Source organism: Sporosarcina sp. FSL K6-2383, assembly GCF_038618305.1.
GTDB lineage: Bacteria > Bacillota > Bacilli > Bacillales_A > Planococcaceae > Sporosarcina.
Window position 1 is genome coordinate 2,910,465 of record NZ_CP152017.1, and the last position, 24,094, is coordinate 2,934,558.

Below are 24,094 nucleotides of genomic sequence, written 5' to 3' on the forward strand. Positions count from 1 at the left end.
AATCACACTCCAATGTCTATGTCTTTACTTTTAAGTGCATTTGACCAGTATTTTTTAACGTCATCAGAACAATGTTTCATAGCATCATTCCATGTCGGCCAACGTCCATTTTCATCATAAAATTTATATTGATAATGTATGCTTTGTTGGTTATGTGGTTGGTCTTCGGAATGCCCCGTTGCGCAAACTTTGCACTTTCCCTCCGGCACATTGTCAATCATCATAAATCCGGTTTCTTTTTCAAGATGACCACCTTTTCTTATCATTCCGCCACCTCCAGCAACTCCGGATTAGAGTGAATATTGCCGATAATTTCGATGTAAGACTCCTTAATTACATGCAGAAATTCAGAATCATGAGGCGTATGGACATAGTGGCAACCCTTTTCATAAACAACCTGATACGGTCCTGCCCCAAATTCAACAATGTCATCTTCGTAAATCTCTCGGCCGTCTTTATCCTTTAACCCTGTGTATTGCATAAATTCCGCATCGCCTTCTCGGCATATCTCGCCTTCATCTGACCATAGAGCCACGTAATTACGGTCACCGTCCAAAGCATGACTCATACCGATTATCAACTGTGAGCCGTCCTCTCCCGGGTGGTACATGTCATGCGTTGTTGTATCAAAAACTCGAAACTTTATCTCTCTCATACCGCACACCCCTTTCTCAATTCGCGTTTAATTCCCTTAATAATTTCTGTCGTTCACGTTCGACATCGATATCCGATACTGGCGCAACAGGTTTGGCTCGATCTTCTTTGCCGAACCATTCAGGTGTATTCTCTTCACGAGTTGATCCGTATCTTCTTTGTCCGCCAGATTGATGATTTGGTTTATTAAACTTATTTCTTTCGTGGGACTGAATCTGCTCTACAGTGGTCAATTTGTTATTAGCCCATTCTTTGAACAGGTATTCAACAAATCCGAAATTCTTTCTGTTTCGATCATCAGCAATTTTTACTGCTTCTAGGATGATTTCTTTGTTTTGGTCGAAGTCATCAAACCACATTCCTAACGAATCTCTTTGTAGTGGTGACAGTTTGCATAGATTGGCTTCGAACGTTTGAAAGACTTCTGCAAATCCGTCGACAGACGTCGCTGTAGTTGTAGTAGTATTACTTAATTCTTTAGTTCTTAAGTTCTTTAGTTCTTGTTCTTGTCCCACGTTCGTCCCGCGGTCGTCCCGCGGTCGTCCCGAGTTCGTCTCGTCTTCCGTCCTGTTAGGGGTTTCATTTATATCATCCAACCCTTGATAGTCATCGTATTTAGTGATGGTAAACAGCGTCCCACTAACCGTCTCGCTAACAGACACCATAGATGCATCAACTAATTTCTTAACTTTTCTTTCGACAGTGCTTTTTGGGACCTTTTTGTAGCCTCTCCCCTCCATATATTCCAGATCTTCCGCTAATTTCGAATAGGCTCGGAGGTACTGCCCTCGGTTCACTTCGATGCCCCTCGTCTTCACGCCGTCCTTGTGAGAGGCTCTGAGTAATAACAGTGTGAAGAGTCGGAATGCGGTCACATCCTGCCAAATCTCGTTGTCTAATATCTTCCTGTGAAACTTAATCCAACCACCCAATTTCGTACCTCCTCCCTATCTAAATTAGGGAACGATTACGAGTTTCCCCGTCTGTTCCTGTACCGTTTTCTTAAACACCGCTTCATCCGAATTTGTATCCGAAAGATGTAACAAATGAATCTCTTGGACCTGTGATAGATCGTTAGCTTTCAGAAATTCAAGCAAGTTTTCCAAGCTGAAATGCGACTGCATAACGCGCTTTCTCAGTCCTTTATGGATTCTTCCATTCATTACGTTTTCATCAAGTATTTTCATAGAATAATTACATTCGACCATAAGATGCGTAATGCCAGAAAAGCGGTATCTGCAATAGTACGTGTCAGTTAGAAACAGCAGCTTATCCCCTACATCATTTGCGAGTAAGAAGCCAAACGGCTCCGCTGTATCGTGTTCGGTGTCGAACGGCAATATGGTCCACGTACCGAGCTTGAACTGCTTCTTGTTCTCGACCGCCTTGATGCGATGATGTTCAATTCCAATCGACTCTCTTGTACCTGGCGACATGTAGATATCCAGCCCGCGTTCTGAAACCTCTCTGACGGCTTTACAATGGTCTTTATGTTCATGGGTGACTAATACGCCCGTAATGTCCGATGTCTTGAAATTGAGTGCTTTCTGTATGTTTTTGAATGATATGCCGCACTCCAAGAGGAGGGGGGTTTTGCCATCTGTAACCCAGTAGCAATTCCCCGTACTTCCTGTTGCGAGCGTTTTGATTTCAATCATTACCAACCAGGTCCGTTGGTGGCTGTGACTGGTTGTCTCTCTGGTTCCGCCTGAATAATAGGTTCGGAAGTGATTTCGCCAGTGGCTGGATCAATATCAAGAGCTTGTGATTCCAAATCTTTCTCTTCAATGATTTCTGCTTCATTCACAGGTGTTGCTTCTGGTTGAATATCCAGTAGTTCAGAGTTCGCATTTTCATTAACTTCTCGACGATGACGAGCGTATGACTCGTCTTCCGCTTCGTTGTAAGTCATCTCGACAAAGGCATTGCCGAAATCTTTCGGTACTTTCTTCACAATGTTGTTACGCATTTTTCGGATTATCATAGATTCACGACTTTGCGGCTCTTTCCACGCTGGACTGACATGCTGCTGGACACCTTCGTCATCTAATGCCGCTAAACCTAATTCCTTCACTTTGTTGAGTATTTCACGTTTTTTTGCATCAATTTCTTGTTTCTGTTTTGTATTCGCTTTGAAACGACTTTCTGCAATTCCGAACGTTTCATTCATGAGGTTGTTGTTAATATGAGCAATTAAATTCTTTGAAACGTCTTCGCGCTCAGCAATGTGATATTCGACTTGTCCACTCGCTTTGGTAATTGGATAAACAACACGTACAACATCACCTACACCTTTCGGTTGCCATACAGGAGGTTCCATTTCAATCCCGCGATAAGTTGGATATTCAAATTTATCTTCTGAGCGAACTAACCAAAACTGGTGAACTTCTTTAACGCCTCGTCCGAAGTTGGATAGAATGGCGTCGTTGCCGTCTCCTTCAATCCCCATCTCAATCTGTTTGTTCCAAACATCTTTCCCATCGACTTTCTTTTTGACATTCCGCATTTGGAAGTACACTTCCCTTGGGCTTGCCGCAGCATTCAACTTCAGCGAAGCGACAGTTAGTAGCGTTTGCGTAACGTTGCTTTTATCTAACTGCTGATCGTGCCATGTAACATTTTTCGAATCTAAAACAGCATTGATGCTTGATATGGCACTCATTACACATTGTTTTGCATAATGGTCCATGCTGAGTCCGTTGCCAGTGAGTTGTTGCTCAATCATCGGGAAAAATGTGTTGCTGATTTTCGTCAGTGCTGTTGAATATGCTGGTGCTGCTATTTGGTTAGTCATTTAGTTGTCCTCCATGTCTTCTGATTTTATTTTTCTGTTTGATAAAAAGTCGCTGGTTTGATAGGAAGTTTTCACGGTCCAAGACACAATCCATGCGAAGTGCATCCAAATCCTTCATGCTCTTAGCGTTCTTTATCCGCTCTGGAAGAGTACTCATTAGATGGCCTCCTTCATATCTTGCGTCTGCTTTTCAATCCGTAACTGCTTGTCCTTTTCTGATACAACCAAACTGATAACCTGCGCATCCATCTCGGCTAAACGAGTGACAGCTTCTGCGTTATCAATAAAGACGGGCACTCTAAATCCGTAATGCTCAGAAAGCGTTTGGATGATATCTAGTCCGACATTGATCTTCGCTGCATTGTTCAATCCAGAACCATACGGAACTCCATTGAGCGTTGTTTCGCACACATCCACCAACGTTCCGTCTACCTGTTTGTGAGTAAGTTTGAATCGAGCAATCTTGAACTTACTGTTTATTTTTTCATCCAACATTTCCACTTTGATACGCGTAAACTCTTCGACTAGGAACAATTCTTTTTCAACGTTTTCAAACTCTTTTGCAAGCTGTTCTTGTTGCGCTTCCAGTTCGGCAATTCGATTGATAGATGACTCGAAATGTGCCTGTTGCGCTATTTGCTGATTGAGTTCAGCGCGTTTAGTACGTAGAGTAGCGACTTCGCTTTCGATGCCTACAACTGCGTTCTCGGCGTTTTCTTGAAGCGCCTTAATTTCTTCATTCAATTTTGCTTGCTCAAGTATTTTGGTCTGGTATTTTTCATCTTGTCGCGCGTCCTTAACAGCCGTTCTAAGGGCTTCTAGTTCATCTTCTAGCTTCGCTACCGCTTGCTGTTTCGCTTCAATTTCGGACTGCGTAGTGGCTACTCCGTTAACTAATTTTTCGTTCTGCTCAATGAGCTCAGCTTTCCTTTTGGCGCCGGCTTGCCCGAGTTCCTGAATCTCTTCTAGCCTTTGCGACTTTTTAAGGTTGAAAGCAGTCAATGCCTTTTCTTTTGCCGCTGCAACTTTGTCCGTTGGTAAGTCTTGCTCACAAGTCGGACAAACGCATTCAATTTCGTGAGTGAATTCAGACGATTCAAGTACGGTATATTCTTCACGAAGTGGTGCAATTTTCGCTTCGACAGTCGCAAATTCATCATTGTTACGTTTAACCTGGTATTCCGCATCCTCTTTTTTACGTTTAAGGATAGCGATGTTAGATTGCTCTTCTTGAATTTTTGCATTGACCTTATTCGCCTTTTCGATTGAATCAGCTTCAAGTTCTCGTTTAATGGCTTCTAAATCTAGTGCGACCTGCTGCAGTTCCTGTTGCTTTCCTACAATCGCTGTACCATTCTTGATATTGCTAATTTGCGCCGTATGGCCATCAATTTCCTTTTCAATTACCGCGATTTCTTTCTCTATAGAAGGAACGTCAACATTTCCTTCTGGAAGCATGTTGTTAATCTCGCTGATTCGCGTTGGTATGCTTTTGATTTCATCGTTGATTTTTTTCTTTTTAGCAGCGATGACTTTCTTGTGGTCCTCGATTTTCCGACCGTTCAAGATGCCTGTGAGTTCTTGGAGTGCCTTGTTAGCGTTAATGACTTCTTCATCCGTTAAGTCGCCTGTGATATCAAGCAATATCTTAAGGCGATCTTGCCATTTGTAGATTTTATCGTCATTAAAATAGGTAGGAGACGTTAAAAGTTTAAATACTTCTTCATCAATCAACGCTTCAATCGCTTTTTTATACTGACCTTCTGGCGTAGGTACTTCATCAATGAAATAGTCATTTTTATGACCTTTGAACGTTTTCTCTGCTGCACCCCTCTTTTGAGTCCAGTCTTCATAGTGGACTTTTTTCAACGCGAGGGGTTGTCCATCTACCAGGAACACCGCTTCAACCTCGTGTTCCAAGTTGTTCATTTCCTGCCCATCCTGCGTCAGTGTCTTAAGCGAGAACTTCGCTTGGTTCTGGCTGTTTTTGTTGAATAAGAGCCATAGAAACGCATCGTACAAGGTTGTCTTACCCGTTGCATTGTCACCGAATACTTGCACATCGTTTCCGTTTGCTGTGAGGGTGAAATCTTTCACACCCTTGAAGTTTTTAAGTGATAAGCTGATCAATTTAATTTCTTTCAAAATGTTCTCCTCCTTGTCATTTGAGGGGTTCTGCGCTAGAATAGCGGTAATAAGATTGTCAGAACCCCGAACTCGCTGTTGTCGCAGCGGGTTTATTTTTGTCCAATTTCCCTTTCTAGCTCGTCCTTTGTGATTTCGTGATGACAGCCAGCACATCGTTGCGGGTAACCGTGACCATCACCCATGTATTCGCCACAGGATTCGCAGAAATCACCGTCTAACGTCATTTCAGCGTATTCACCCATCTAGCTCACCCCTTTTTATTTTTGCGAAGCGAAGCGAAGTGTAGCAATACTAGTTTTTGCTTGGTTGATAGACGTTTCCAATCTTTCACCTTGATAGACATCGCATTTCACATCCTTTCTGATGGTTGAATCCCATCAAACAATCCGCAAACGACGCCGTGGAAGATGGAGGAAATCCTCGTTCGCGAATTGTTTGATAGGAGCCAAAGCTCCTACAATGTGTTATAATGTTTGTATCGAGAGATTCTTGTCGGCTGACGCGGTAACGTTAGTCGGCTTTTTTTATTTCCTGCAATGCTTTCAGTGAACGTAATGCTTCTTCTGTGCGTTTGATTGCCATTTCAACGTCGTTTTCTTTCAATCTCTGGTTCGCAACCCTCAAACATAATTCCGCCGCATAGCGTTCGTGTTCCGCTCCTACAAATACGTCCATGATTTCCTCCTACTTAAAAGAATTTGATAAAGCCGCCAACGAATTGAGTTAACGTCTGCGCCAGTGCTAATATGTCCACACCATTTACCATCGCCACCCCTAACTCCAAAGAGGTAGTACCAGTAGCTTGTATTCGCGATCCTACAATCTGCATCCACTTGATACCCTCATCAAACTTAAGCGCCCTGTCCCCTTTTTCTAGTTTGGTAATAGCTGTTCTCGAGAGGTCCATAAGTGGCGCTATATCTTCTTGCGATAATTTAGCCCTTTTTCTGGTCTCCCGAAGAAAACTGATATCCATAATCATTCACCCTCTCAAATGTTCCATTTTCGGACATGTTCCAAAACGAGCCGACATTTCCAATACGAACCTAGTAATATAGTTAATGAAGTTAACTTGTTGGAACGACCCCTCCGACAACCTCGCTACAAATCGCTTCGCAAGGGGCATGCCCGCCCCTCCCCGCTTTACGAAACTTTTCTCGGTATCCAAGCATTCACATAATTCACTGCCGCTTGAAGATCCTTCCGCTTCACATCTTTATAAGAAGCAACTCCGAACCTGTCCTTGATTTCTCTGTAGATTTCACGGAACATTTTCGGCCTCAGTTGCTCATGCACTTCTAACTCGTACACCTTTCTCGCAACAGCCTTTTGCAATCCACGTTGCTCCCCGTAATCCAGTGTTATTTGATTCTCCACTTTGTCTTTCAGTACGGCTACGTCTTCTTTAAGGACCTCAACATCCTCCGACGTTTCAAGGCTTAGCCTCAATGAAGCTCTGAGTTGTTCTTTTTCAGTAAGTGGCTTTGGAGCGTTGAGTGACTTCTCCATATCTTCGAATCTAGTAACATATGCAGCTGTAAATAGAACGCCCTTTTCACCAGTCATTTTGTTCGCTACCATGTCGCAACCAACCCGCGTGAGTAAGTAACATGGTTGTATTTGGTTACGTGTGTTCAAATACGTGCTTTCAATGAAGAATTTCTCACTGCCGAACTCTCGTCCGTGAAGAATCTCACTATACTTACGAATGTCTGCCAATAAATGCTTATGTTGAACATCCACCATCGTTGCAACATCTCGACTATCAGTTACTAGCTGCCCGTTAATAGAAACCACTTTTAATTGATTCATTCCAACCCCTCCTATTAATAGTTAGTAGATTTGTAATGCCTACATAGTTACGAATGAACTGGTTCGTTCATCAACCATTGCTCAATCGTCGGTCTATGAAACAAGATACGACTGCGAACCTTCTTGTGCGGTATTTCGCCGAGTCTGGCCATTGTATAAACTGTCGCAGTGCTTACGCCGATTAGTGCTGCTACTTTTTTTACGGATAAAGTGATTGCTTCCGTTTCTTCCATCTCGTCCACCTCTCTTCCGTTTCCTTCACACCCACCAAACTGGATTTGAATCACGGCTCTTTAACTCTGTTAGTCGCTCTCCTAATCGGATCGTGGCGCAGGTGGCTATTCAAATGCATTTCGCTGGGTGTGAGGTGCGTATTTTTTAGACGACTTCTTTCGGCTTGTCCAAATCACCATTACATGCAGTCAACGGTTTATCTAAAAAAATAAAATCCTTATAATCTAATCCGCTTTTCTCGCAGTATTTAGCTACTGCACTTAACAACTTCGGTCCCGCTTCACTCTCTGCAGTGTTGATGAATCTGTGAAGGTGTGCAACGTTCACCCCTATTTCTCTAGCGAAAGCGTTATAATTCCCTTCGCACTCCTTATTCATTAACTGGAAAAGTTTATCTTTATTCAAGTACATACTATCACCTCCTAGAATCGTTAACTACAAACAACATTGACTGTATGTAATGAACTGATCTAAATATACATCAAGTATTACATGTAGTCAATAGATTTATTTGAATTATTTTTGTAATCATTGATTATAGTCAATGATTTGAATAAGATTTAATTAGAGTGAGGTGGAATTATGTCATTTAATAAAGAAGAATTCTCGCGACTGCTGGAATTAGCTAAAGGCGCCAGATCTATAAACCAATACGCGATGCACTCCGGTATCAGTGCGGCGCACATTTCAAGATTGATGAGGAGTTTACTAGATACTCCGCCGAATCCAGATACAATAAAGTTATTGGCTGAAAAGGCTTATAATGAGGTAACTTACACCGACTTAATGGGCGCCGCGGGTCACTTTGGCGAACACGAAGCAATAAAAGAAGATAACGCGGCTTATGTAACAAAACTTAATCCTGTAATTGATTTTTTTAGAATTCCGTTATTAGGTCACATCGCTGCAGGAGAACCTATTTTCGCGGCTGAGCACATTGAGGATTACATTGATATCCCGAGTATGGGCGACTACGACCCCGATGAACTATTTATGTTAAAGGTAAAAGGCGATTCAATGGTAGGTAGTCGAATTTACGAAGGTGACAGAGTGATAGTAAAGATGCAACCAGAAGTTGAAAACGGAGAAATCGCAGTAGTTAATGTAAATGGTGACGAAGCAACATTAAAAAAGGTGAAAAAGTTGGATAACGGTCAAACCTTATTAATTGCATCTAATGATAAATACGAACCTATTCTCGTGAATCATGAAAGTGCTAGGATTGTCGGAAAAGTTATCCAAGTTATTTTTGAACCTTGAAAATAATTATATAAAATAGGAAATAGTATCATAAAAAACATCCGTTCGCAGTCAATTAAACCCGAGTTTACTTGTGTTCAGGTACAAAATAATTATATAAAATAAAAATATTGTTCTTCCTAAATGTAAAAACCTACCATTTAATCTTTTTTTAAAATCATGGTGGTAGACTTGAAAAACTTGAGTGGTTTGATTGAACAGTCTCCCCTACTTAAGGGGTTGCGCATCTTAAGAATTTACGGAATGTTCTTTGAAATAAATAGGAGGTTTATTATGAAAAAGATATCAGCAGTGATGTTATTATCTTTCATACTTATCTTATCCGGATGTGGTGAATCTGCTACTAATGAGCCTGTTGAACCTGTATTAAATGTAGAACAATTTTCATTAGTTAATCAGGCTTTTGTTAAGGACAAGCTCGGGGAACCGGAATCTTTTGAGGATATTAACTACCAAACTCCATCAACAGGTGCAAATAACGTGCTCACCTATTTTTACTACGATTGGGAGGGTTATTATTCAGAATTCGTTTTCGATGATAAAGATCGGCTGATAAGGATTAATATCTATGTTAGCGATAACCCAGAATCTAAATTCGTAAAAACGACATTTAAAGAGCATTTGAAACAGCTAGGTATATCACCTGCCGAAAGAATGACGAAGGCTGCCGATACTGGATTCGCTTGGCGTTACCAATCTGTTTCGGATAAAATTGATGAGGTTTGGTCTATAGGAAGTGACAAAGATATTGATGTGATTAAAATTTCATTTGATGTAAGGCCATTTATGTAAAGTAACACCGCCCTACCAGGGCTTTTCTTTTGACCAACTAACCGAACGTACAATCGTAATTTATTGATTAAGGAGGACATTCTAATGGCTAACATCGAAAAACGCGGTGAAAATTCATACCGCTTTACTGTTTATTTACCTATAAATGCGAAAGGCATATACCCTAAAGAACGAATGCCATATAAAGTAGAAGGTAAATTTACTCCGAAGCAACTCGAAGAACATTTGGAACACGAATACTTAAAATTCAAAACGCAGGTTCTTTCGGGAAACTATATCCGCCCGCAAGAAATGACGTTTGCTGAATTCAGGACAGAGTGGGACGTAAAGTATGCATCGAAACTTGCAGGGACAACTCACGGCAACCATCAACGTAAATTAGAACTGCATATCTCCCCTGTATTGGATCACATGGAAATGAAACAGATAAACGAATTTATATTAATGAAGCTATTGGATGAATTGGAACGGAAGGATGGAAAAGATGGCGAGTTGACGTATCATTCAAAGCAGGATGTTTACGGCACTTTAAAAAGTGTTTTCAAATATGCAGTAAGGTGGAAAGTTCTAAAAGACAATCCGATGGACGGGGTGGAAAAGCCGAAACCGACAGACACAGAAGAAGATTACGAGGAAGTACAAGTGTATGAAGAAGATGAAATAGCGGAACTGATGCAACTATTGCAAACTGAGCTGCCCCACTGGCGCGTCATGTTTACCCTTGCCCTAGCTGCCGGCTTACGGCGAGGTGAGTTACTTGGATTAGAATGGAACAACGTTGACTTCGAGAACAACCAAATTGAAATCAGAACTACTATCGTCCTTACAAAATCAGGACCGCTTATTAAGAAGACGAAAACAAAGTCCTCTAGGCGTACAGTTACCCTGCCAGAAAGCATGATGGCGGAGTTAAGGTTGTTCTACGACCAGCAAGAAATTGAAAAAACAGATGCAGGCGACAGTTGGATTGAAGAAGAATATAACTGGGTGTTTCGACAGCGGGACGGAACTCATATGTACCCTTCTAGCCCTACGAACCGTTGGAGTAAGTTTTTGAAGAAGCACGAATTTAAATATATACGTCTACACGATCTGCGACACACTTCCGCGAGCATATTAATTGCTCAGGGTGCACACGCAAAAATAATATCAGAGCGCTTGGGACATTCCGATATTTCTGTTACAATGAACACATATGGTCATGCGTTCAAATCTGCCGATCGTGCTGCTGCAAATATGCTAGAAAGTATATTCAAACCAAGGCCAAAATAATTGGGGTTAACGCGGGGCTAAACTGGGGTTAAAATTGTTATCAAAATCTATCATTCTCTACTAAAATCTATTAAACTCAGACTTTGAAACCTCAATTTATCAGCATTCTTACCACTTCTTAATAAATGATAAAAATGCAAACCGCACATTTGAGAAGTGGTGGTTTAAAACTTTCTAAGACCGTACGGCAAAGGCGGCTCACCATACAAACCCTTATGGAACGAGGGTTTATAGACTAGCATCATCCTTACGAGGATGGTGTTTTTTTTGTTCTCCGAAAACTATAAAATTTCGTGCTGTGGACAAGTTTTACCTCTTATTAGAAACTTTCATCCAGTAGAAAAAAATACTACTGAACTGATAAAAACCCTCTTCATCGTTCAGATGAAAAGGGCTGACTTTCACGAATGAATCATTCGTTTTGTATACTTTATTTCAATTTTTGTATCTATTCTCTGCACATTACGCAATAGTAATACCCGCACTTGCAGTACCAGTTATTACTCCACCTAGAAGACCCGTTGTAGTTGTTGAAAACACCATTAACAAACGGTCTCCCGCATTTACGGACAATGGTGGGAAATTCGAGGATGTTCCCTCAACTATACCCCCTACAGCTACTAGGCCGACATCCGGGGCTAGATTAACAGCCACATCTGTAGCAGTGAAGAGAGTACTTCCTGCTGGCGCACGATAAATTTGTGCAGTGACCGTTGTAGTTCCAAGGAGAGTAGCTGCAGCTGTTACAGTGAATGCTGCAGAAATAGCCGTTACTGTACCTGCTCGTGGAACAGAAAAAGCTTCGTTTAACAGACCAGTCAAGTCAATTGTAGTACCGAGAGCACCCACTGTAGGTACATTTGTACCAAATCCAACTAAACCACCCGTACTCACTAAATCACCTGCAATAGTAGTCAAAACAACCGGAGTCAAACCTGAAGCGAATGGAATGACCGAACCAGTGATAGCTGGTGGAACGATGCACGCTGAGTCAATCGCTCTGAATGGTCCAAGTGCAGTACAATTGACACTCCCGTTACAGGGAGCTTGCCGACCGCAACATCCTTGATTAAATCCATGATTAAAACTCATATTAACACCTCCTTTCTCCATTATCCTATTCAAACCAGTAGCAGGGCGGACGGGCTATCAACTATTTGTATTTCACAGTTTTTTATCGTTGCCTTATAATCTCCAGAAAAAAACAACCATCCTGACACTAAGTCAAAGTGATTGTTGAACACAGGGTAAAATGATATTCATTTTTAATATAATCTTAAGACTTCCTTCGAAAAAAATTGAACAAAGATAGTGCTTCTTTATTTTTATGTTGTTGACGCTTCATTTCATTAGATTTTTCTATCGAAACCTCCGGATTCATCTCCTCTTTAAATTCCTCAACATAAGGCGCAACCTCCTCAAGTGTTGCTTTATAAAATACTTCCTCAGGTAATAGTTCTATTACTTCATTTTCATCAGGCTCTATAACCGGTGGTAATTGAGCAGGAACCTGATTATCATTTCTTCTTGTTGGCATAGCCTGTTTGGTCGTAGCATTATTGAAATGAATCGTAGTCTCCCTGTTTAAATTTCTATTTAGACCATTATAGATTTGATTTGGGTGATTACCGATTGAAGGGAAACTTTGTTTACCAGGTGGTTGAAGCTTACTTACTATTGGCGCGGAAGCACTTGGAACTTCTTGGATTTCATTAGCCCTTGCTATAAGACTTTGCAGAGACTTATATGAGGGAGTACGATTCGATTGTTGAATCGAAGAAATGGATGTTTTCTCTTCCAATTGAGGAGTTGCTTCAATAACATCCATCTCAACTACATTTTGATTACTATTCACTGTATCCTGCATGTCGATAGAAGTATTCATATTTTCTGTACCTTCATTTAGTAATTGATTCATAACTGCGGAAAGATCCTTGTTCAACTCCTCGACAGTTTTGTTAAGTGAACCTATCTGTTGTGAAAATGTATCAAGTTGTTGCTCATACTCCTCTATCTGCATACTCCGTTTGTCACTTAGTCGTCCCATCAATCCTTCTAAATGCGAGACTTGCATTTTAAAGCTAGTCAATTCACTTTTCATAAAGAGATAGTCATCAATTGTATTTCCAGATTTCAATGTTGTTAAGGTATCTCTATAGGTCGCGATTTTCTGTTTTAATTTTTCAATGTCTTGAGCGGAGTATAACTTAGCATCAGCCACCACTATTCCCCCTTTACAGTACATACCTATTCTATTACTCATGTTTTCATTTCGTGACAAATTGTCACCTTTAACGCTGATTATTAATAGGTTGAAGTGTCAGCTTTTTAAAAATCGAGACCCCTTCTTAAATAATGTTTGTACTTATTTCTTTCCTAACGAATGAAATTTAAAAAATATCCCAATAAGTTATTTCCCCGCCCAGACACTCATTTTTCCACATCATATGCTACGGGTGAAAGATAAAAAATTTGGAGGTGTCTGCAAAAATGCAAGAAAAAAAGCCGTTTGATGGCAAAGAACTAATTTGTATTAATGTCGATAAGGTATATGACTGGATTGTTAAAGAAAATTCGTTTGATATTTCTCCAACAGGAGCTCTTGCTTTTCCGGGAGTTACACCAACGACAAGTTTAACAGGTGCAACCGTTACATGTGATGTTGTTCCGGCCGCATCGAATCCAATCGTTATCCTACATCGCGAAGATCGTCCATTCTCCATCGATGGAACGAATGTATGCCTTCAACAGCTTAATATTCAAAAGAATTTTGTCGTCACAGTTATCCTTACTTTTCCAAACGGGACGATGTTAACAAGTGCGGATATCCCTGTTTCTCGTTGTGAACAAGTCACATTATGTGCGCCTGTAGGAACTGATGTTGAAGTGACATACACTAATCTAGATTGCTTTGTATGTACTACTGGCACACTCATCGCAGGCGATGGTACCATTACCTTCTCTGCATTAACCATCTCAGTAGCTACTTGTCAAAGCATTCAATCGACATTCCCAGTTACTGTTGAATTTTTAGCAGACTTCTGTGAACCAAGGGCGGATATAGTATCAGGCTGCGCTGCACCAATACGTCCACAACAATGCTCTGTTGTTTTTCCCGACGCTGGCGGCAACTGCTGTAGTTGATAGCGGCTGATGGTGATAATTAGGAAGCACCAAACATATTATAAAGAGAGGATATCCCTCTCTTTATTTTTTTTGAACAGGAGGAAGTCATAATGAAAAATGAAGTGGAACAAAAAATTACCAAACTTCAACGGCAATCAAAGTCCTACTTAGATCAAATCAAAATATTGATAGCTGAACAGAATGATTCTAATAAAATAAATATCATAAGTTATTTCACTTTTTCTTTAAATATTTCCCATGAACCAGGACAGGAGAGCCTTTGTCTTGGTACTTATCATGTACATAATGCAGGTAATACCCCAATTACTAATCCCTATATATGCATAAAAGTCCCTCAGGAATCCCCGTTCTCATTTTCCGGACGCTATGTTCATGATAACTTCAAGCAATCTCTAAAAAATGCTAGTGAATGGGAGCGTATAAATGATAAAACAAATACGGAGGAATTTTGGCTTAGACCTATAGGTAATGTCCCTATTGCTCCAAATGAAACTATTTCATTTTCAAATTTCCAGATTAAATGGTCTCCTACAAAATCCTATGCCGGAAGCATTATGGGGTTTACACATAGCGATCAGCTGAAAGAGGGGATTGCAGTTATTAATCCCATCAATCTCAATGGCACTATTCCATTACAGGAGGATGAATAATGAGCAATTTAGCTGACGATGAACAAATCATCCGACAGTTTATGAAAGAACAGCTTAATGATCGAAAAAAAGATAAACATGACAACGATAATAGCTTTATCTTTTTAGAAAAAGAAACTTTGAATATATTGATGAACCATCTACTCGTCAATATAGAACAAAGAGCTTCAGGTGATTCACGAGTACAAATTATAGAAGTACTTGAACAAATTATCACAGATAATCAAAAGGATTTTGAAGCTATCATCACGTTCCTTAAAGAAAAGTCCTAATCCAGCATCTGCCTCGGAAACATCTACGATGGGAGGTATTAACATGATTAGTGAGAACACCAGACAAAACAGCTTTCAGCAACTGGAGCAAACAATTATCTATTTAAAGGCGGAATTAGCTAAATATAAAAATGAAGTAAGGAAAGTTCAAAGTGATTATTACTACTCTTTATCGGAAAAATTAACAGACGACAATGAACAACTAACAGTTGAAAAAAATGAACTAACCGAGGATTTATTTAGACTCAATAGAGAATTAGTCAAGCGGACGAGTGAGTATAAGGAACGTATTCACTCGTATGAAATACAAAGTAAAAAACAGTTAGAAACCATTGATGCTTTACAGCAAATGAAAAGTGTCTCGATAATGATTGAACAGCTTGAATATAGGCTAATGAGTCATATTCAAAATGCAAACAAACCACTTCTACCAACAATCGATCAGCTAGCGCAATCCAACAAGGAACATTCTGAGTTTGATCAAGTTGAACAACATTTACTGCAAGAAATTGACGAGAAAAATAATATAATTGATAAACTTCGACTTGAGTTTTCGGTGATACAAGAACAAAACGACAAGCTAGTAGCCGGGAATGGTGCATCTGCGATTGACACTGAAACATTTATGCAAGTCGATCTGCAAATCAAAAAATTACTAGGTCAATCGTTGGAATACGAAGAACAATTATCTGCCAAACTTCTTGCACTTCATACACTGGAACATAAATTGGATCAACTAACGGTTGAAGTTGACGAAATAAAAATCTTCGGTGTCAGTGGACAAATTTCGAAAGTTGAATAATAAGTAGAAGTACTATCTCGAAGCATTGGATTTCTGGTAATATGAAGGTTCATGAGCCAATCAAAACTGATTTTTCTACTGTATACATTTGTCGGGGGTGAAACGATATCGTAAAACGCTTAGTCGTCACGGGCTATAAACAACATGAGCTTGGCATATTTGATGATAAACATCCTGGCATACGATTTATTAAGAAAGCACTAGAAAAACGACTTGTTGCCTTAATTGATGAAGGATTAGAGTGGGTCATTATTAGCGGACAGTTGGGCATTGAACTATGGGCTGCCGAAGTCGTTTTTGACTTAAAAAAAGAATACACCGAATTAAAATATGCCGTTATCACACCTTTTCTTGAACAAGAGAAGAATTGGAATGACATGAAAAAAGAAACTTATCACCGAATTGTCGCCCAAGCCGATTACCATACAAGTCTGACGAAAAGACCCTATGAAGCCCCTTGGCAATTTATCGAAAAAGATAAGTTTTTCATGCGGAATTCTGATGGCATTCTCATTGTTTATGATGAAGAGAATGATGGCTCACCGAAATTTATTAAGAAAGCTGCGGAAAGCTATGCTGAACGTTCTGATTACCAGGTATTCACCATTACCGCTGATGATTTACAAGTCATAGCGGAAGAAGAGCAGCTAAGTGAGTGGTACTGATTTCCCGAAATCATTTGACAACCCAAATCCTCCATGCTATAGTTAAACGGTTAACAAATAGGTAACTGTCAAGATTTGAATATCTGGCATTCTACAAATGTTTTTGAGAATACTTATTCACACTGGCGCGACTATAGGGTCGCAAGGACGCAAAAGTAGGTAGGGTTTGCGTTGCTTAGGTTAGAAAACCCAGTGGAACAATGACCGCGGCACTGAAAGCTTATCCTTTCTATGGAAATTATTCCCCGATGATTCGGGATGAAAAATTACATTCAAAACTTAAATGTTACCGACAAAATAAAGGGGTGTTCTCAATTTGAGAGCATCCCTTTTCCAATGGTTATTCGATTAGCTCTTTAACACGTACTGCAATAAACAAAATGAAAAGGTGGTTGACAACATATGGATATTTACGCACATCGCGGTTCATCTGGCACACATCCTGAAAATACTATCGCCGCTTTTATAGAAGCCACGCGTCTTCCCATACATGGCGTTGAATTTGATGTTCATCTAACAAAAGACGGTGAACTTGTTGTTATCCATGATGAAACGATTGATCGGACGTCAAGCGGAACAGGATTCGTCAAAGACATGACACTAGCGGAACTGCAATCCTTTGATTTTGGCAGCTGGTTTTCCTCCGAATTTAAAGGGCAAAAGATTCCAACACTTCACGAAGTACTTCAAGTCTTTGCCGATACAACGCATCATTTGAATATCGAACTGAAATCAGATATTTTTCCATATGATGGCATGGTGAAGAAAGTTATAGCTCTTATAAGTGAGATGGATCTTGATTCACGAGTCGTTTTGTCGTCTTTTGATCACGGAGCTATCCGAACTGCAAAACAACTTGCACCCCACATCGAAGCAGCGGCTTTAGTCATGGAAGTATTGGTGGAGCCACTCGATTATATACATGCAATTCCTGCAGATGCACTACATCTATTTTTCCCAGCGGCACTCCGCCCATCTATTCGCCAAGTGTTAGAAGTCGGTACTACAGTACGCACTTTCACCGTAAATGAAGAACAATACGCCCAGGCATTATTAGACGTCGGGGTCGCAGCGATTTTTACGGACTTCCCAGAAAAAATGTTGACCTATCTAAATAAGAACAGCTGAGTAAATCAGCTGTTCTTATTCACACATACACCTACAAACTCTTCGAAAATCCGTCGAGAAACCACATCCCCATTTGACGCTAGTAATTCAGGATGCCATTGGACACCAAGCACGAATTGTTTATCTACACTTTCAACAGCTTCGATAATGCCGTCACTCGCAATACCAGAAATATTGAACACCGTAGGTACATCCTTCAAAGCCTGATGGTGAAATGAATTTACTTGAATGCGTTCACTACCCGCGATTTTCGCAAGCAAACTCCCCTTTGCCAATTGTACAAAATGGGATGGGTGGGCATCAGGTGCTTTTTGTAAATGTTGAAGAATCGGCCCTTTATATTGCTGTTGAATATCTTGATACAAAGTACCCCCAACCGCAACATTCAACAATTGAAGCCCCCTACAAATACCTAAAATCGGTTTATCCACCGCCAGCATTTGCCGTGCCAATTCCAGTTCAAACAAATCCCTACTCGGTGAAACCTCACCGAGATGCGTGTGTGGCTCTTCATTAAATAATATCGGATTGATATCATTTCCTCCGGTTAATAAAAGACCATCTAATAAGCCAACTATCTGCGCAACATCTGCCTCATCACCTATCGGAATTATGAAAGGCAATCCTCCTGCTCGGATAATCGCTTGCATATAATCATTTCGCAGGAAGTGCTTGTCATCTTTCTCCACATCTGGTGTAATTCCAATTATTGGTTTCATCGACAAATCCCCTTCGAATCAAACTGAAAGACTATTAATGAATTCCTCAATCTCTGCATGCGTTTTGCGATCCTTACTCACAAATCGACCTACTTCTACACCGCTATGGAATCCGATAAAGCTTGGAATCCCAAAAATATCAAGCTCTCCGCATAAGTCGATAAACTCGTCACGGTCTACGTGAATAAATGTATATTCTGGATAATCGGCTTCGATACCAGGTAAAATCGGCTCAATCACACGGCAATCCCCACACCAATCAGCTGAAAACATAAAGATAGTACGCTCCTCATTTTTCAGTTGTTCAAATTGTTCCATTGATTGTAGTTTTTCCATTTATCATCACTCCTGTTTTTTTATTTAATCAATTACGGCTCGGCGTAATTGCGTCCAAATTTTGAATTGTGCCCACAGGACGTGGGTGTGCAGTCGTTGTGAATCGAACTGCGAAGGGTTCGATTTGCCGTATTTTTGTGCTTTTTGCAGAAATTAAGCACATAATCAGGACGTCGCGAACTTAGACTGCCCGCAATTCACTCCCTTCAAAATTGGTGACATCCGCCGGAGGCTTAACTTGAATCAGCAAAAATATTTGCTGATTCAAGTTAAGACAATTTAATTGTATCATTACCAGAACGATTAGTTCATGTTTTCAGTGAACTTCACTTCAAAAAAATTTGTAGTCATAAAAATTTTCGATTGGGGAATTCTATGTAAACGGATTAAAGGAGGTTTTTTCGTGCGTCACTGGGTGTTACTACCAACGTATATCATCATGTTATCTTTACTATTTTACACGGTTGTTGCGGCTAAAGAAGAGACGATAAACGAACAGCGCATGCAGTTGTATTTACAATTTGATAGCCCCGATGTTCCCTGGTTCAACTTGGCTGCCATCGATCAGTTTGAGCGCAATATTCAACAGGTTCGAAATGATATTCCTAAAAGAGAAGGACCGATTGCCATCCAATACTCTGAAGAATATTGGGTAGGCGTGCTTAATCCCCATAAAACGGATACCTCGCCTGAATCCATCACATTCTTCGACGGTAAAGGACAGGATGGCAACGGTGACGGGATTGCTGATCCTAATAATCCACAAGACATACTTTCAACAATGGCGACTTTTTTAAGCGGATACGGACAAACAGAAGAAGATTTTAAATTGGCGTTATGGGATTATTACAAGCGTGAAGAAACCGTTAATCAAATCATGACCATCGCTAAATTATATCAATACTTTGAAACGTTGGAGTTGGACGAGCATTCCTTTCCCGTTCCAACCAATTACGATTATAGTTACAAGGGTACATGGGGTGCGAGCAGAGGCTGGGGTGGCAGAAGAATTCATGAAGGCACCGATATTTTCGCAGGATATGGGACGCCAGTTCGGGCAACATCCTACGGCGTTATTGAAATAATGGGTTGGAATGAATTCGGTGGTTGGCGCGTAGGAATTCGTGACAATCACAACACCTATCACTATTTTGCCCATTTAGCTTATTTTAATAAGGATATCAAAGTGGGTGATATCGTCGAGCCAAGAACAATCATCGGTTTTGTCGGCAGTTCAGGGTACGGCAAAGAAGGTACATCCGGCCGATTCCCGCCGCATCTCCATTACGGCATGTACAAAAATAACGGGCGAACCGAATGGGCATTCGATCCGTATCCTTCACTTCGGATTTGGGAACGACAAGACAAAACACGTTGACTTTAATCACCAGTATGAGGAAGTTCTTGGTACTTTTATTGAACTGGGGTACTAAACAATACAACCATATAACCTGACAACGTTTTCCAAGAACTTAACAACATAAACGAACAACCTAGCAACGTTTTCCTAAAACTAGACAACGTTTTCGATAAACTAAACAACGTTCACATGTTCTTCAATTGAAAAATGCTCGACACCACATTTCACGGTGTCGAGCATTTTTTCATCCTAATGTTTTAAACAAAAACGAATACATATCCGTTTGCTCCTCAATAATTTTCACAGTTGGTTTACCAAGCCCGTGGCCAGCATTCTTCTCAACCCGCAGAAGAATCGGATTTTCACCTTGCTGTGCCGCCTGCAAGGTTGCTGCAAACTTCATAGCATGCAGTGGAACAACACGATCATCTGTATCTGCAGTTGTTATAAGCGTCGATGGATATTCGACGCCTTCTTTAACATTATGCAGAGGCGAATACTTATACATGAACTCAAAATGCTCCGCATTCGCTTCAGCATTTCCATAGTCAGTCACCCAATAACGGCCAACTGTAAACTTATGATAGCGCAGCATATCTGTAACTGGAACTAAACAAAGTGCAGCCCCATATAGATCCGGACGTTGCGTTACACAAGTAGCCACAAGCAATCCACCGTTACTGCCTCCACTAATCGCAAGCTTTTTGCTGTTCGTATAGTTCTGTTCAATCAGCCACTCCGCCGCAGCGATAAAATCATCAAAGACATTCTGCTTATGCTCCAATGTCCCGGCTTTGTACCATTCTTCACCAAATTCCCCACCACCACGTAAATTGGCAACGGCATACACGCCACCAGCCTCAATCCACATACGCTGTGACGGCGAAAATGCAGGCGTCAAATTGACATTAAAACCACCATAACCATACAACAGCACGCGATTGTCACCCGTCAATTCCAACCCCTTGCGATGCGTTAAGAACATCGGAATCCGCGTCCCATCCTTCGATGGATAAAATACTTGTGTCGTTTCAAAACCTTCCGTATCAAACAACACTGACTGCTGAAAGACAGGCGTTAATTCATTCTGCTCAAAATCATAGCACGCAATCGTTGTCGGTACTAAGTAGGACGTATAACCGATATACATCGTTGTTGCCATCTTCTTGCCTGACCCGCCTACCAGCGAAACGTAACTAGGAAGCGGTATTTCTTTTAGAAATGTCCCGTCTAAATCAAAAATACTCAGTTTGTCATGCGCATTATGCAAATGACAAACAACGAACTGCTTATTAATAACTTGCACAAATGTCAGAACTTCATCCCGCTCAGGAACAATATCTACCCAATGCTCTTTCCCCGGGTTATCCAACTGCACCGCAATAATTTTCTCCTTTGGCGCATTATAATTTGTTGTGAAATAAAACAGTCGTCCCTCATTACCAATAAAGGAATACTCCCCATCATCTTCTGCCAATAAATGTACAAACCCCTCATCCGATTGCTCATCACGGTAATAAATTCGACTCTTATTTTCCGTCCCTTTCCATACTGATAAAATCAAATAACGATAATCATCGGAAAATACAGGATCGAAAGACAGCTCCTTATCCTCAATATCTTCAAACGTCAACACATCGTCTTGTTGCAAAGTACCAACAGTATGCCAATAAACACGATTATAATTACTTTCATCCTCTGAATCCACAGTTCCCGGCTCTGGAAAACGATTATAGTAAAAGCCGCTGCCTGCTTCATTCCATGCAATGCTACTGAATTTACACCACTTAATAACGTCAGGCTCATCCTTACCCGTTTGCAAATCACGTACACGAATTTCCTGCCAGTCACTACCGTTCAATGAAATTCCATAAGCCAATCGATTGCCATCCTTCGTAAACGACAGATTAGTAATAGCAGCCGTTCCTTCTTCATTCAATGTATTTGGGTCGATTATCACCTCAAGCACAGTAGACTCCAAATCCTTTGTTCGATAAAAAACTGCTTGATTTTGCAACCCATCATTTTTATGAAAATAGTAATAGTCTCCTTCTTTTTGGGGAACAGAGTATTTCGGATAATTCCAAGACTTCGTCAATCTTTCCTTCACTTTTTCACGCTCTGGATAAGTCGCTAAAAAAGCCTGCGTCTCTTCATTTTGTTCATCCACCCACTCTTTCACTTCTGCTGCATCAGGACTTTCTAGCCAGCGATACGGGTCCGCTACTTCTGTTCCATGATAATTGTTAATAACGTCTTCTCTCTTTGTCATAACGCTCAATTTAGTTCCCCCTTACAACAATGGACTTCAACTATATTTTACCATACAAACGATTGATTCGTATGACTTTTCAGATTACTGATTAAAAGGAAAAACCATAATTCGATTAAGAATTATGGTCATTTTTTTATAATTTTAGTCCATCATTTCCGCAACAATTTCATAAGAACGTAAGCGGGCTTGCTGATCAAAAATTTGCGAGTTAATAATCAGTTCATTCGCCTTCGTTTCTTGAATAAAGCTCTTCAATTTCCGTTTAACCGTTTCAGGACTACCGACAATTGTGGATCGCGTATCGAGTGTTTGCTCAATAGATGCTCGCTCTTGCGCTGACCATACCTCATCAATGTTATCAATCGGCGGTTGTAATTGTGTCGGCATACCTCTCGTTAGGCTAAGGAATTGCTGCTGTTGAGAAGTTGCCAACCAGCGGGCTTTTTCATCCGTTTCTGCTGCGATTACATTAACGCCAAGCATAGCATAAGGTGCTTGTAAAAATTTCGACGGCTTAAAATTTTGATGATATAGCTGCAAAGCTTGTAATACATAGGCAGGCGCAAAATGGCTAGCAAAGGAAAATGGCAAGCCTTTTTGTGCGGCAAGCTGCGCACTGAAGCCACTTGAGCCGAGCAACCAGATAGGTATGTCAAGCCCTTCCCCTGGGAATGCACGAACACGGGCGACACGATTCGGTTCAAAATATGCTTGTAGCTCAGCTAGCTGTTCAGGGAAATCATCACCGGTGCTTTGCAAAGTGCGGCGTAGCGCATAAGCAGTCGCCTGATCTGAGCCAGGTGCCCGACCTAACCCCAAGTCGATTCTTCCTGGATACATCGATTCTAGCGTGCCGAATTGCTCCGCTATGACAAGTGGCGCGTGGTTTGGTAGCATAATACCACCAGCGCCAACACGGATACTTTTTGTAGCACCAGCAATATGCCCTATCAGCACAGATGTTGCCGAACTGCCAATACCCGGCATATTATGATGCTCAGCGAGCCAGTAGCGATTGAATCCCCAGCCTTCTACATGCTGTGCTAGTTCTACACTATTTTTAAATGACTGCCCTGCGTTGCTCCCGACATTGATAGGAGCAAGATCCAGCACGGAAAGCGGAATCGAATTGAATGTCTCTATGTCAATCACTCCTTAATTTATTGTCATACAAAATGATACCCTTGTAGACAAAATTCCTCTACCAAACCGACTCCAAGAAAAATTCTCACGCTATTTTTCGAATAAATTCGGTATAAAGCGCTTACAAAAAACTTTTTTAGTGATTTAGCGCGTTAAAGCAAAATAGACGCTTGACATTTGTTTTTCATTTGTTATGATAAGTTCTAAATTCAATAACAATTCAAAATGTAATGATGGAGACAGGCTTTATGTGACGAAATCTCAAGAGAGCTGATGGATGGTGTGAATCAGTGATTTCAACGTAAAGTAGCACTTCGGAATTGAGAGGCTGAAATTCAAAGTAAGCCAATCCGCCACATGCCCGTTAAGCATGCTAACGAAGACTGTCAGATTGTGTTTATTTCTGCTGACAGTAAATCAGGGTGGTACCGCGTGAGCTAATCTAGCTTTTCGTCCCTTACAATTATTTGTAAGGGACGGAAGGCTTTTTTTATTTTTTCAGCAGAAGTTCAAGTTCCTACTGAAAAAATAAAGCCTCCGGCCGATGTCACGGATTTTGAAGGGAGTTAATCGAGCAAGCTCGATTCAAAATCCAGACGCAATTACGCCGAGGCATAATTGATTTTTGTCA

General features: G+C 40.8%; 29 protein-coding genes and 1 other annotated feature. Of the genes, 10 read left to right on the forward strand and 19 right to left on the reverse strand.

The genetic code is table 11. The features are described 5' to 3' along the window. Positions 1-2: 2 nt before the first annotated feature. From MKZ10_RS14555 to MKZ10_RS14615, 13 genes are all read right to left on the reverse strand, one after another. Positions 3-266, reverse strand: a complete 264-nt coding sequence (locus MKZ10_RS14555) for a hypothetical protein (RefSeq protein ID WP_342505660.1) — start codon at positions 264-266, stop codon at positions 3-5. Next, on the reverse strand, positions 263-655 hold the full coding sequence (locus tag MKZ10_RS14560; protein WP_342505661.1) for a YopX family protein: 393 nt from the start codon (positions 653-655) through the stop codon (positions 263-265). The genes MKZ10_RS14555 and MKZ10_RS14560 overlap by 4 nt, the downstream gene beginning before the upstream one ends. Positions 656-671: 16 nt before the next feature. Next, a complete protein-coding gene (locus MKZ10_RS14565) occupies positions 672-1,586 on the reverse strand; it encodes a DnaD domain protein (RefSeq protein WP_342505662.1) in 915 nt (304 codons plus the stop codon). Between the two features lie 24 nt (positions 1,587-1,610). Continuing rightward, positions 1,611-2,312, reverse strand: a complete 702-nt coding sequence (locus MKZ10_RS14570; protein ID WP_342505663.1) for an MBL fold metallo-hydrolase — start codon at positions 2,310-2,312, stop codon at positions 1,611-1,613. Beyond that, positions 2,312-3,448, reverse strand: coding sequence for a hypothetical protein (locus MKZ10_RS14575; RefSeq protein WP_342505664.1), 1,137 nt, complete (start codon positions 3,446-3,448; stop codon positions 2,312-2,314). Before MKZ10_RS14575 ends, MKZ10_RS14570 begins: the two co-directional genes overlap by 1 nt. After that, entirely contained in the window at positions 3,441-3,605 is a 165-nt protein-coding gene (locus MKZ10_RS14580; RefSeq protein ID WP_342505665.1) for a hypothetical protein, read from the reverse strand. The genes MKZ10_RS14575 and MKZ10_RS14580 overlap by 8 nt, the downstream gene beginning before the upstream one ends. Further along, a complete protein-coding gene (locus tag MKZ10_RS14585; protein ID WP_342505666.1) occupies positions 3,605-5,593 on the reverse strand; it encodes a hypothetical protein in 1,989 nt (662 codons plus the stop codon). Before MKZ10_RS14585 ends, MKZ10_RS14580 begins: the two co-directional genes overlap by 1 nt. A 92-nt stretch (positions 5,594-5,685) precedes the next feature. Beyond that, entirely contained in the window at positions 5,686-5,838 is a 153-nt protein-coding gene (locus tag MKZ10_RS14590; protein WP_342505667.1) for a hypothetical protein, read from the reverse strand. Between the two features lie 268 nt (positions 5,839-6,106). Beyond that, entirely contained in the window at positions 6,107-6,271 is a 165-nt protein-coding gene (locus tag MKZ10_RS14595) for a hypothetical protein (protein ID WP_342505668.1), read from the reverse strand. A gap of 13 nt (positions 6,272-6,284) precedes the next feature. Next, the gene (locus tag MKZ10_RS14600) at positions 6,285-6,572 is read right to left on the reverse strand and encodes a helix-turn-helix transcriptional regulator (RefSeq protein WP_342505669.1); all 288 of its coding nucleotides are present in this window, start codon (positions 6,570-6,572) and stop codon (positions 6,285-6,287) included. A gap of 167 nt (positions 6,573-6,739) precedes the next feature. Next, positions 6,740-7,408, reverse strand: coding sequence for a Rha family transcriptional regulator (locus MKZ10_RS14605; RefSeq protein ID WP_342505670.1), 669 nt, complete (start codon positions 7,406-7,408; stop codon positions 6,740-6,742). A 47-nt stretch (positions 7,409-7,455) separates the two neighbouring features. Continuing rightward, on the reverse strand, positions 7,456-7,695 hold the full coding sequence (locus MKZ10_RS14610; protein WP_342505671.1) for a helix-turn-helix domain-containing protein: 240 nt from the start codon (positions 7,693-7,695) through the stop codon (positions 7,456-7,458). A gap of 91 nt (positions 7,696-7,786) precedes the next feature. Beyond that, complete coding sequence (locus tag MKZ10_RS14615; protein ID WP_342505672.1) at positions 7,787-8,053, reverse strand: hypothetical protein; 267 nt, start codon at positions 8,051-8,053, stop codon at positions 7,787-7,789. Positions 8,054-8,224: 171 nt separating this feature from the next. Between MKZ10_RS14615 and lexA the strand changes: the two genes are divergently transcribed. From lexA to MKZ10_RS14630, 3 genes are all read left to right on the forward strand, one after another. Then, positions 8,225-8,902, forward strand: coding sequence for a transcriptional repressor LexA (gene lexA, locus MKZ10_RS14620; protein ID WP_342505673.1), 678 nt, complete (start codon positions 8,225-8,227; stop codon positions 8,900-8,902). Between the two features lie 273 nt (positions 8,903-9,175). Beyond that, complete coding sequence (locus tag MKZ10_RS14625) at positions 9,176-9,694, forward strand: hypothetical protein (protein ID WP_342505674.1); 519 nt, start codon at positions 9,176-9,178, stop codon at positions 9,692-9,694. 84 nt (positions 9,695-9,778) lie between these two features. Continuing rightward, positions 9,779-10,966, forward strand: a complete 1,188-nt coding sequence (locus MKZ10_RS14630) for a site-specific integrase (RefSeq protein WP_342505675.1) — start codon at positions 9,779-9,781, stop codon at positions 10,964-10,966. Between the two features lie 462 nt (positions 10,967-11,428). Here the strand turns inward: MKZ10_RS14630 and MKZ10_RS14635 are convergent, their stop codons facing one another. Together MKZ10_RS14635 and MKZ10_RS14640 are read right to left on the reverse strand one after the other, a co-directional pair. After that, positions 11,429-12,058, reverse strand: coding sequence for an exosporium glycoprotein BclB-related protein (locus tag MKZ10_RS14635; protein WP_342505676.1), 630 nt, complete (start codon positions 12,056-12,058; stop codon positions 11,429-11,431). 184 nt (positions 12,059-12,242) lie between these two features. After that, positions 12,243-13,187, reverse strand: a complete 945-nt coding sequence (locus MKZ10_RS14640) for a hypothetical protein (RefSeq protein ID WP_342505677.1) — start codon at positions 13,185-13,187, stop codon at positions 12,243-12,245. 269 nt (positions 13,188-13,456) lie between these two features. Between MKZ10_RS14640 and MKZ10_RS14645 the strand changes: the two genes are divergently transcribed. From MKZ10_RS14645 to MKZ10_RS14670, 6 genes are all read left to right on the forward strand, one after another. After that, positions 13,457-14,110 carry a hypothetical protein gene (locus MKZ10_RS14645; RefSeq protein WP_342505678.1) on the forward strand — a complete coding sequence of 218 codons (654 nt, stop codon included), beginning with the start codon at positions 13,457-13,459 and terminating at the stop codon, positions 14,108-14,110. Positions 14,111-14,202: 92 nt separating this feature from the next. Continuing rightward, on the forward strand, positions 14,203-14,763 hold the full coding sequence (locus MKZ10_RS14650; protein ID WP_342505679.1) for a hypothetical protein: 561 nt from the start codon (positions 14,203-14,205) through the stop codon (positions 14,761-14,763). Next, positions 14,763-15,035, forward strand: coding sequence for a hypothetical protein (locus tag MKZ10_RS14655; RefSeq protein ID WP_342505680.1), 273 nt, complete (start codon positions 14,763-14,765; stop codon positions 15,033-15,035). Before MKZ10_RS14650 ends, MKZ10_RS14655 begins: the two co-directional genes overlap by 1 nt. A gap of 43 nt (positions 15,036-15,078) precedes the next feature. Beyond that, positions 15,079-15,837, forward strand: a complete 759-nt coding sequence (locus MKZ10_RS14660) for a hypothetical protein (protein WP_342505681.1) — start codon at positions 15,079-15,081, stop codon at positions 15,835-15,837. Between the two features lie 107 nt (positions 15,838-15,944). Continuing rightward, positions 15,945-16,502 carry a DUF1273 domain-containing protein gene (locus MKZ10_RS14665; protein ID WP_342510228.1) on the forward strand — a complete coding sequence of 186 codons (558 nt, stop codon included), beginning with the start codon at positions 15,945-15,947 and terminating at the stop codon, positions 16,500-16,502. 402 nt (positions 16,503-16,904) lie between these two features. Beyond that, positions 16,905-17,630 (forward strand): glycerophosphodiester phosphodiesterase, encoded by a 726-nt coding sequence (locus tag MKZ10_RS14670; protein ID WP_342505682.1) that lies wholly within the window; start codon positions 16,905-16,907, stop codon positions 17,628-17,630. A 5-nt stretch (positions 17,631-17,635) separates the two neighbouring features. On the opposite strand, the gene MKZ10_RS14675 is transcribed toward MKZ10_RS14670, so the two are convergent. Both MKZ10_RS14675 and MKZ10_RS14680 read right to left on the reverse strand, forming a co-directional pair. Then, positions 17,636-18,349, reverse strand: a complete 714-nt coding sequence (locus tag MKZ10_RS14675; protein WP_342505683.1) for a gamma-glutamyl-gamma-aminobutyrate hydrolase family protein — start codon at positions 18,347-18,349, stop codon at positions 17,636-17,638. Between the two features lie 18 nt (positions 18,350-18,367). Next, positions 18,368-18,685, reverse strand: coding sequence for a thioredoxin family protein (locus MKZ10_RS14680; RefSeq protein ID WP_342505684.1), 318 nt, complete (start codon positions 18,683-18,685; stop codon positions 18,368-18,370). A gap of 403 nt (positions 18,686-19,088) precedes the next feature. Here MKZ10_RS14680 and MKZ10_RS14685 point away from each other — a divergent pair, with 403 nt between their 5' ends. Then, positions 19,089-20,063 (forward strand): M23 family metallopeptidase, encoded by a 975-nt coding sequence (locus MKZ10_RS14685; RefSeq protein ID WP_342505685.1) that lies wholly within the window; start codon positions 19,089-19,091, stop codon positions 20,061-20,063. Positions 20,064-20,289: 226 nt separating this feature from the next. Here the strand turns inward: MKZ10_RS14685 and MKZ10_RS14690 are convergent, their stop codons facing one another. Together MKZ10_RS14690 and MKZ10_RS14695 are read right to left on the reverse strand one after the other, a co-directional pair. Continuing rightward, positions 20,290-22,317 (reverse strand): prolyl oligopeptidase family serine peptidase, encoded by a 2,028-nt coding sequence (locus tag MKZ10_RS14690; RefSeq protein WP_342510230.1) that lies wholly within the window; start codon positions 22,315-22,317, stop codon positions 20,290-20,292. Positions 22,318-22,461: 144 nt separating this feature from the next. Then, the gene (locus MKZ10_RS14695; protein ID WP_342510232.1) at positions 22,462-23,469 is read right to left on the reverse strand and encodes an LLM class flavin-dependent oxidoreductase; all 1,008 of its coding nucleotides are present in this window, start codon (positions 23,467-23,469) and stop codon (positions 22,462-22,464) included. Between the two features lie 215 nt (positions 23,470-23,684). Then, positions 23,685-23,924 (forward strand) — a binding site (T-box leader). Positions 23,925-24,094 lie beyond the last annotated feature (170 nt).

Excerpts from the sequence above, each read along its gene's own strand:
- MKZ10_RS14555 (WP_342505660.1), bottom strand. The coding sequence starts at position 266 with ATGATAAGAAAAGGTGGTCATCTTGAAAAAGAAACCGGATTTATGATG.
- MKZ10_RS14560 (WP_342505661.1), bottom strand. The coding sequence starts at position 655 with ATGAGAGAGATAAAGTTTCGAGTTTTTGATACAACAACGCATGACATG.
- MKZ10_RS14570 (WP_342505663.1), bottom strand. The coding sequence starts at position 2,312 with ATGATTGAAATCAAAACGCTCGCAACAGGAAGTACGGGGAATTGCTAC.
- MKZ10_RS14575 (WP_342505664.1), bottom strand. The coding sequence starts at position 3,448 with ATGACTAACCAAATAGCAGCACCAGCATATTCAACAGCACTGACGAAA.
- MKZ10_RS14580 (WP_342505665.1), bottom strand. The coding sequence starts at position 3,605 with ATGAGTACTCTTCCAGAGCGGATAAAGAACGCTAAGAGCATGAAGGAT.
- MKZ10_RS14590 (WP_342505667.1), bottom strand. The coding sequence starts at position 5,838 with ATGGGTGAATACGCTGAAATGACGTTAGACGGTGATTTCTGCGAATCC.
- MKZ10_RS14595 (WP_342505668.1), bottom strand. The coding sequence starts at position 6,271 with ATGGACGTATTTGTAGGAGCGGAACACGAACGCTATGCGGCGGAATTA.
- MKZ10_RS14600 (WP_342505669.1), bottom strand. The coding sequence starts at position 6,572 with ATGGATATCAGTTTTCTTCGGGAGACCAGAAAAAGGGCTAAATTATCG.
- MKZ10_RS14605 (WP_342505670.1), bottom strand. The coding sequence starts at position 7,408 with ATGAATCAATTAAAAGTGGTTTCTATTAACGGGCAGCTAGTAACTGAT.
- MKZ10_RS14615 (WP_342505672.1), bottom strand. The coding sequence starts at position 8,053 with ATGTACTTGAATAAAGATAAACTTTTCCAGTTAATGAATAAGGAGTGC.
- lexA (WP_342505673.1), top strand. The coding sequence starts at position 8,225 with ATGTCATTTAATAAAGAAGAATTCTCGCGACTGCTGGAATTAGCTAAA.
- MKZ10_RS14625 (WP_342505674.1), top strand. The coding sequence starts at position 9,176 with ATGAAAAAGATATCAGCAGTGATGTTATTATCTTTCATACTTATCTTA.
- MKZ10_RS14630 (WP_342505675.1), top strand. The coding sequence starts at position 9,779 with ATGGCTAACATCGAAAAACGCGGTGAAAATTCATACCGCTTTACTGTT.
- MKZ10_RS14635 (WP_342505676.1), bottom strand. The coding sequence starts at position 12,058 with ATGAGTTTTAATCATGGATTTAATCAAGGATGTTGCGGTCGGCAAGCT.
- MKZ10_RS14645 (WP_342505678.1), top strand. The coding sequence starts at position 13,457 with ATGCAAGAAAAAAAGCCGTTTGATGGCAAAGAACTAATTTGTATTAAT.
- MKZ10_RS14650 (WP_342505679.1), top strand. The coding sequence starts at position 14,203 with ATGAAAAATGAAGTGGAACAAAAAATTACCAAACTTCAACGGCAATCA.
- MKZ10_RS14655 (WP_342505680.1), top strand. The coding sequence starts at position 14,763 with ATGAGCAATTTAGCTGACGATGAACAAATCATCCGACAGTTTATGAAA.
- MKZ10_RS14660 (WP_342505681.1), top strand. The coding sequence starts at position 15,079 with ATGATTAGTGAGAACACCAGACAAAACAGCTTTCAGCAACTGGAGCAA.
- MKZ10_RS14670 (WP_342505682.1), top strand. The coding sequence starts at position 16,905 with ATGGATATTTACGCACATCGCGGTTCATCTGGCACACATCCTGAAAAT.
- MKZ10_RS14675 (WP_342505683.1), bottom strand. The coding sequence starts at position 18,349 with ATGAAACCAATAATTGGAATTACACCAGATGTGGAGAAAGATGACAAG.
- MKZ10_RS14680 (WP_342505684.1), bottom strand. The coding sequence starts at position 18,685 with ATGGAAAAACTACAATCAATGGAACAATTTGAACAACTGAAAAATGAG.
- MKZ10_RS14690 (WP_342510230.1), bottom strand. The coding sequence starts at position 22,317 with ATGACAAAGAGAGAAGACGTTATTAACAATTATCATGGAACAGAAGTA.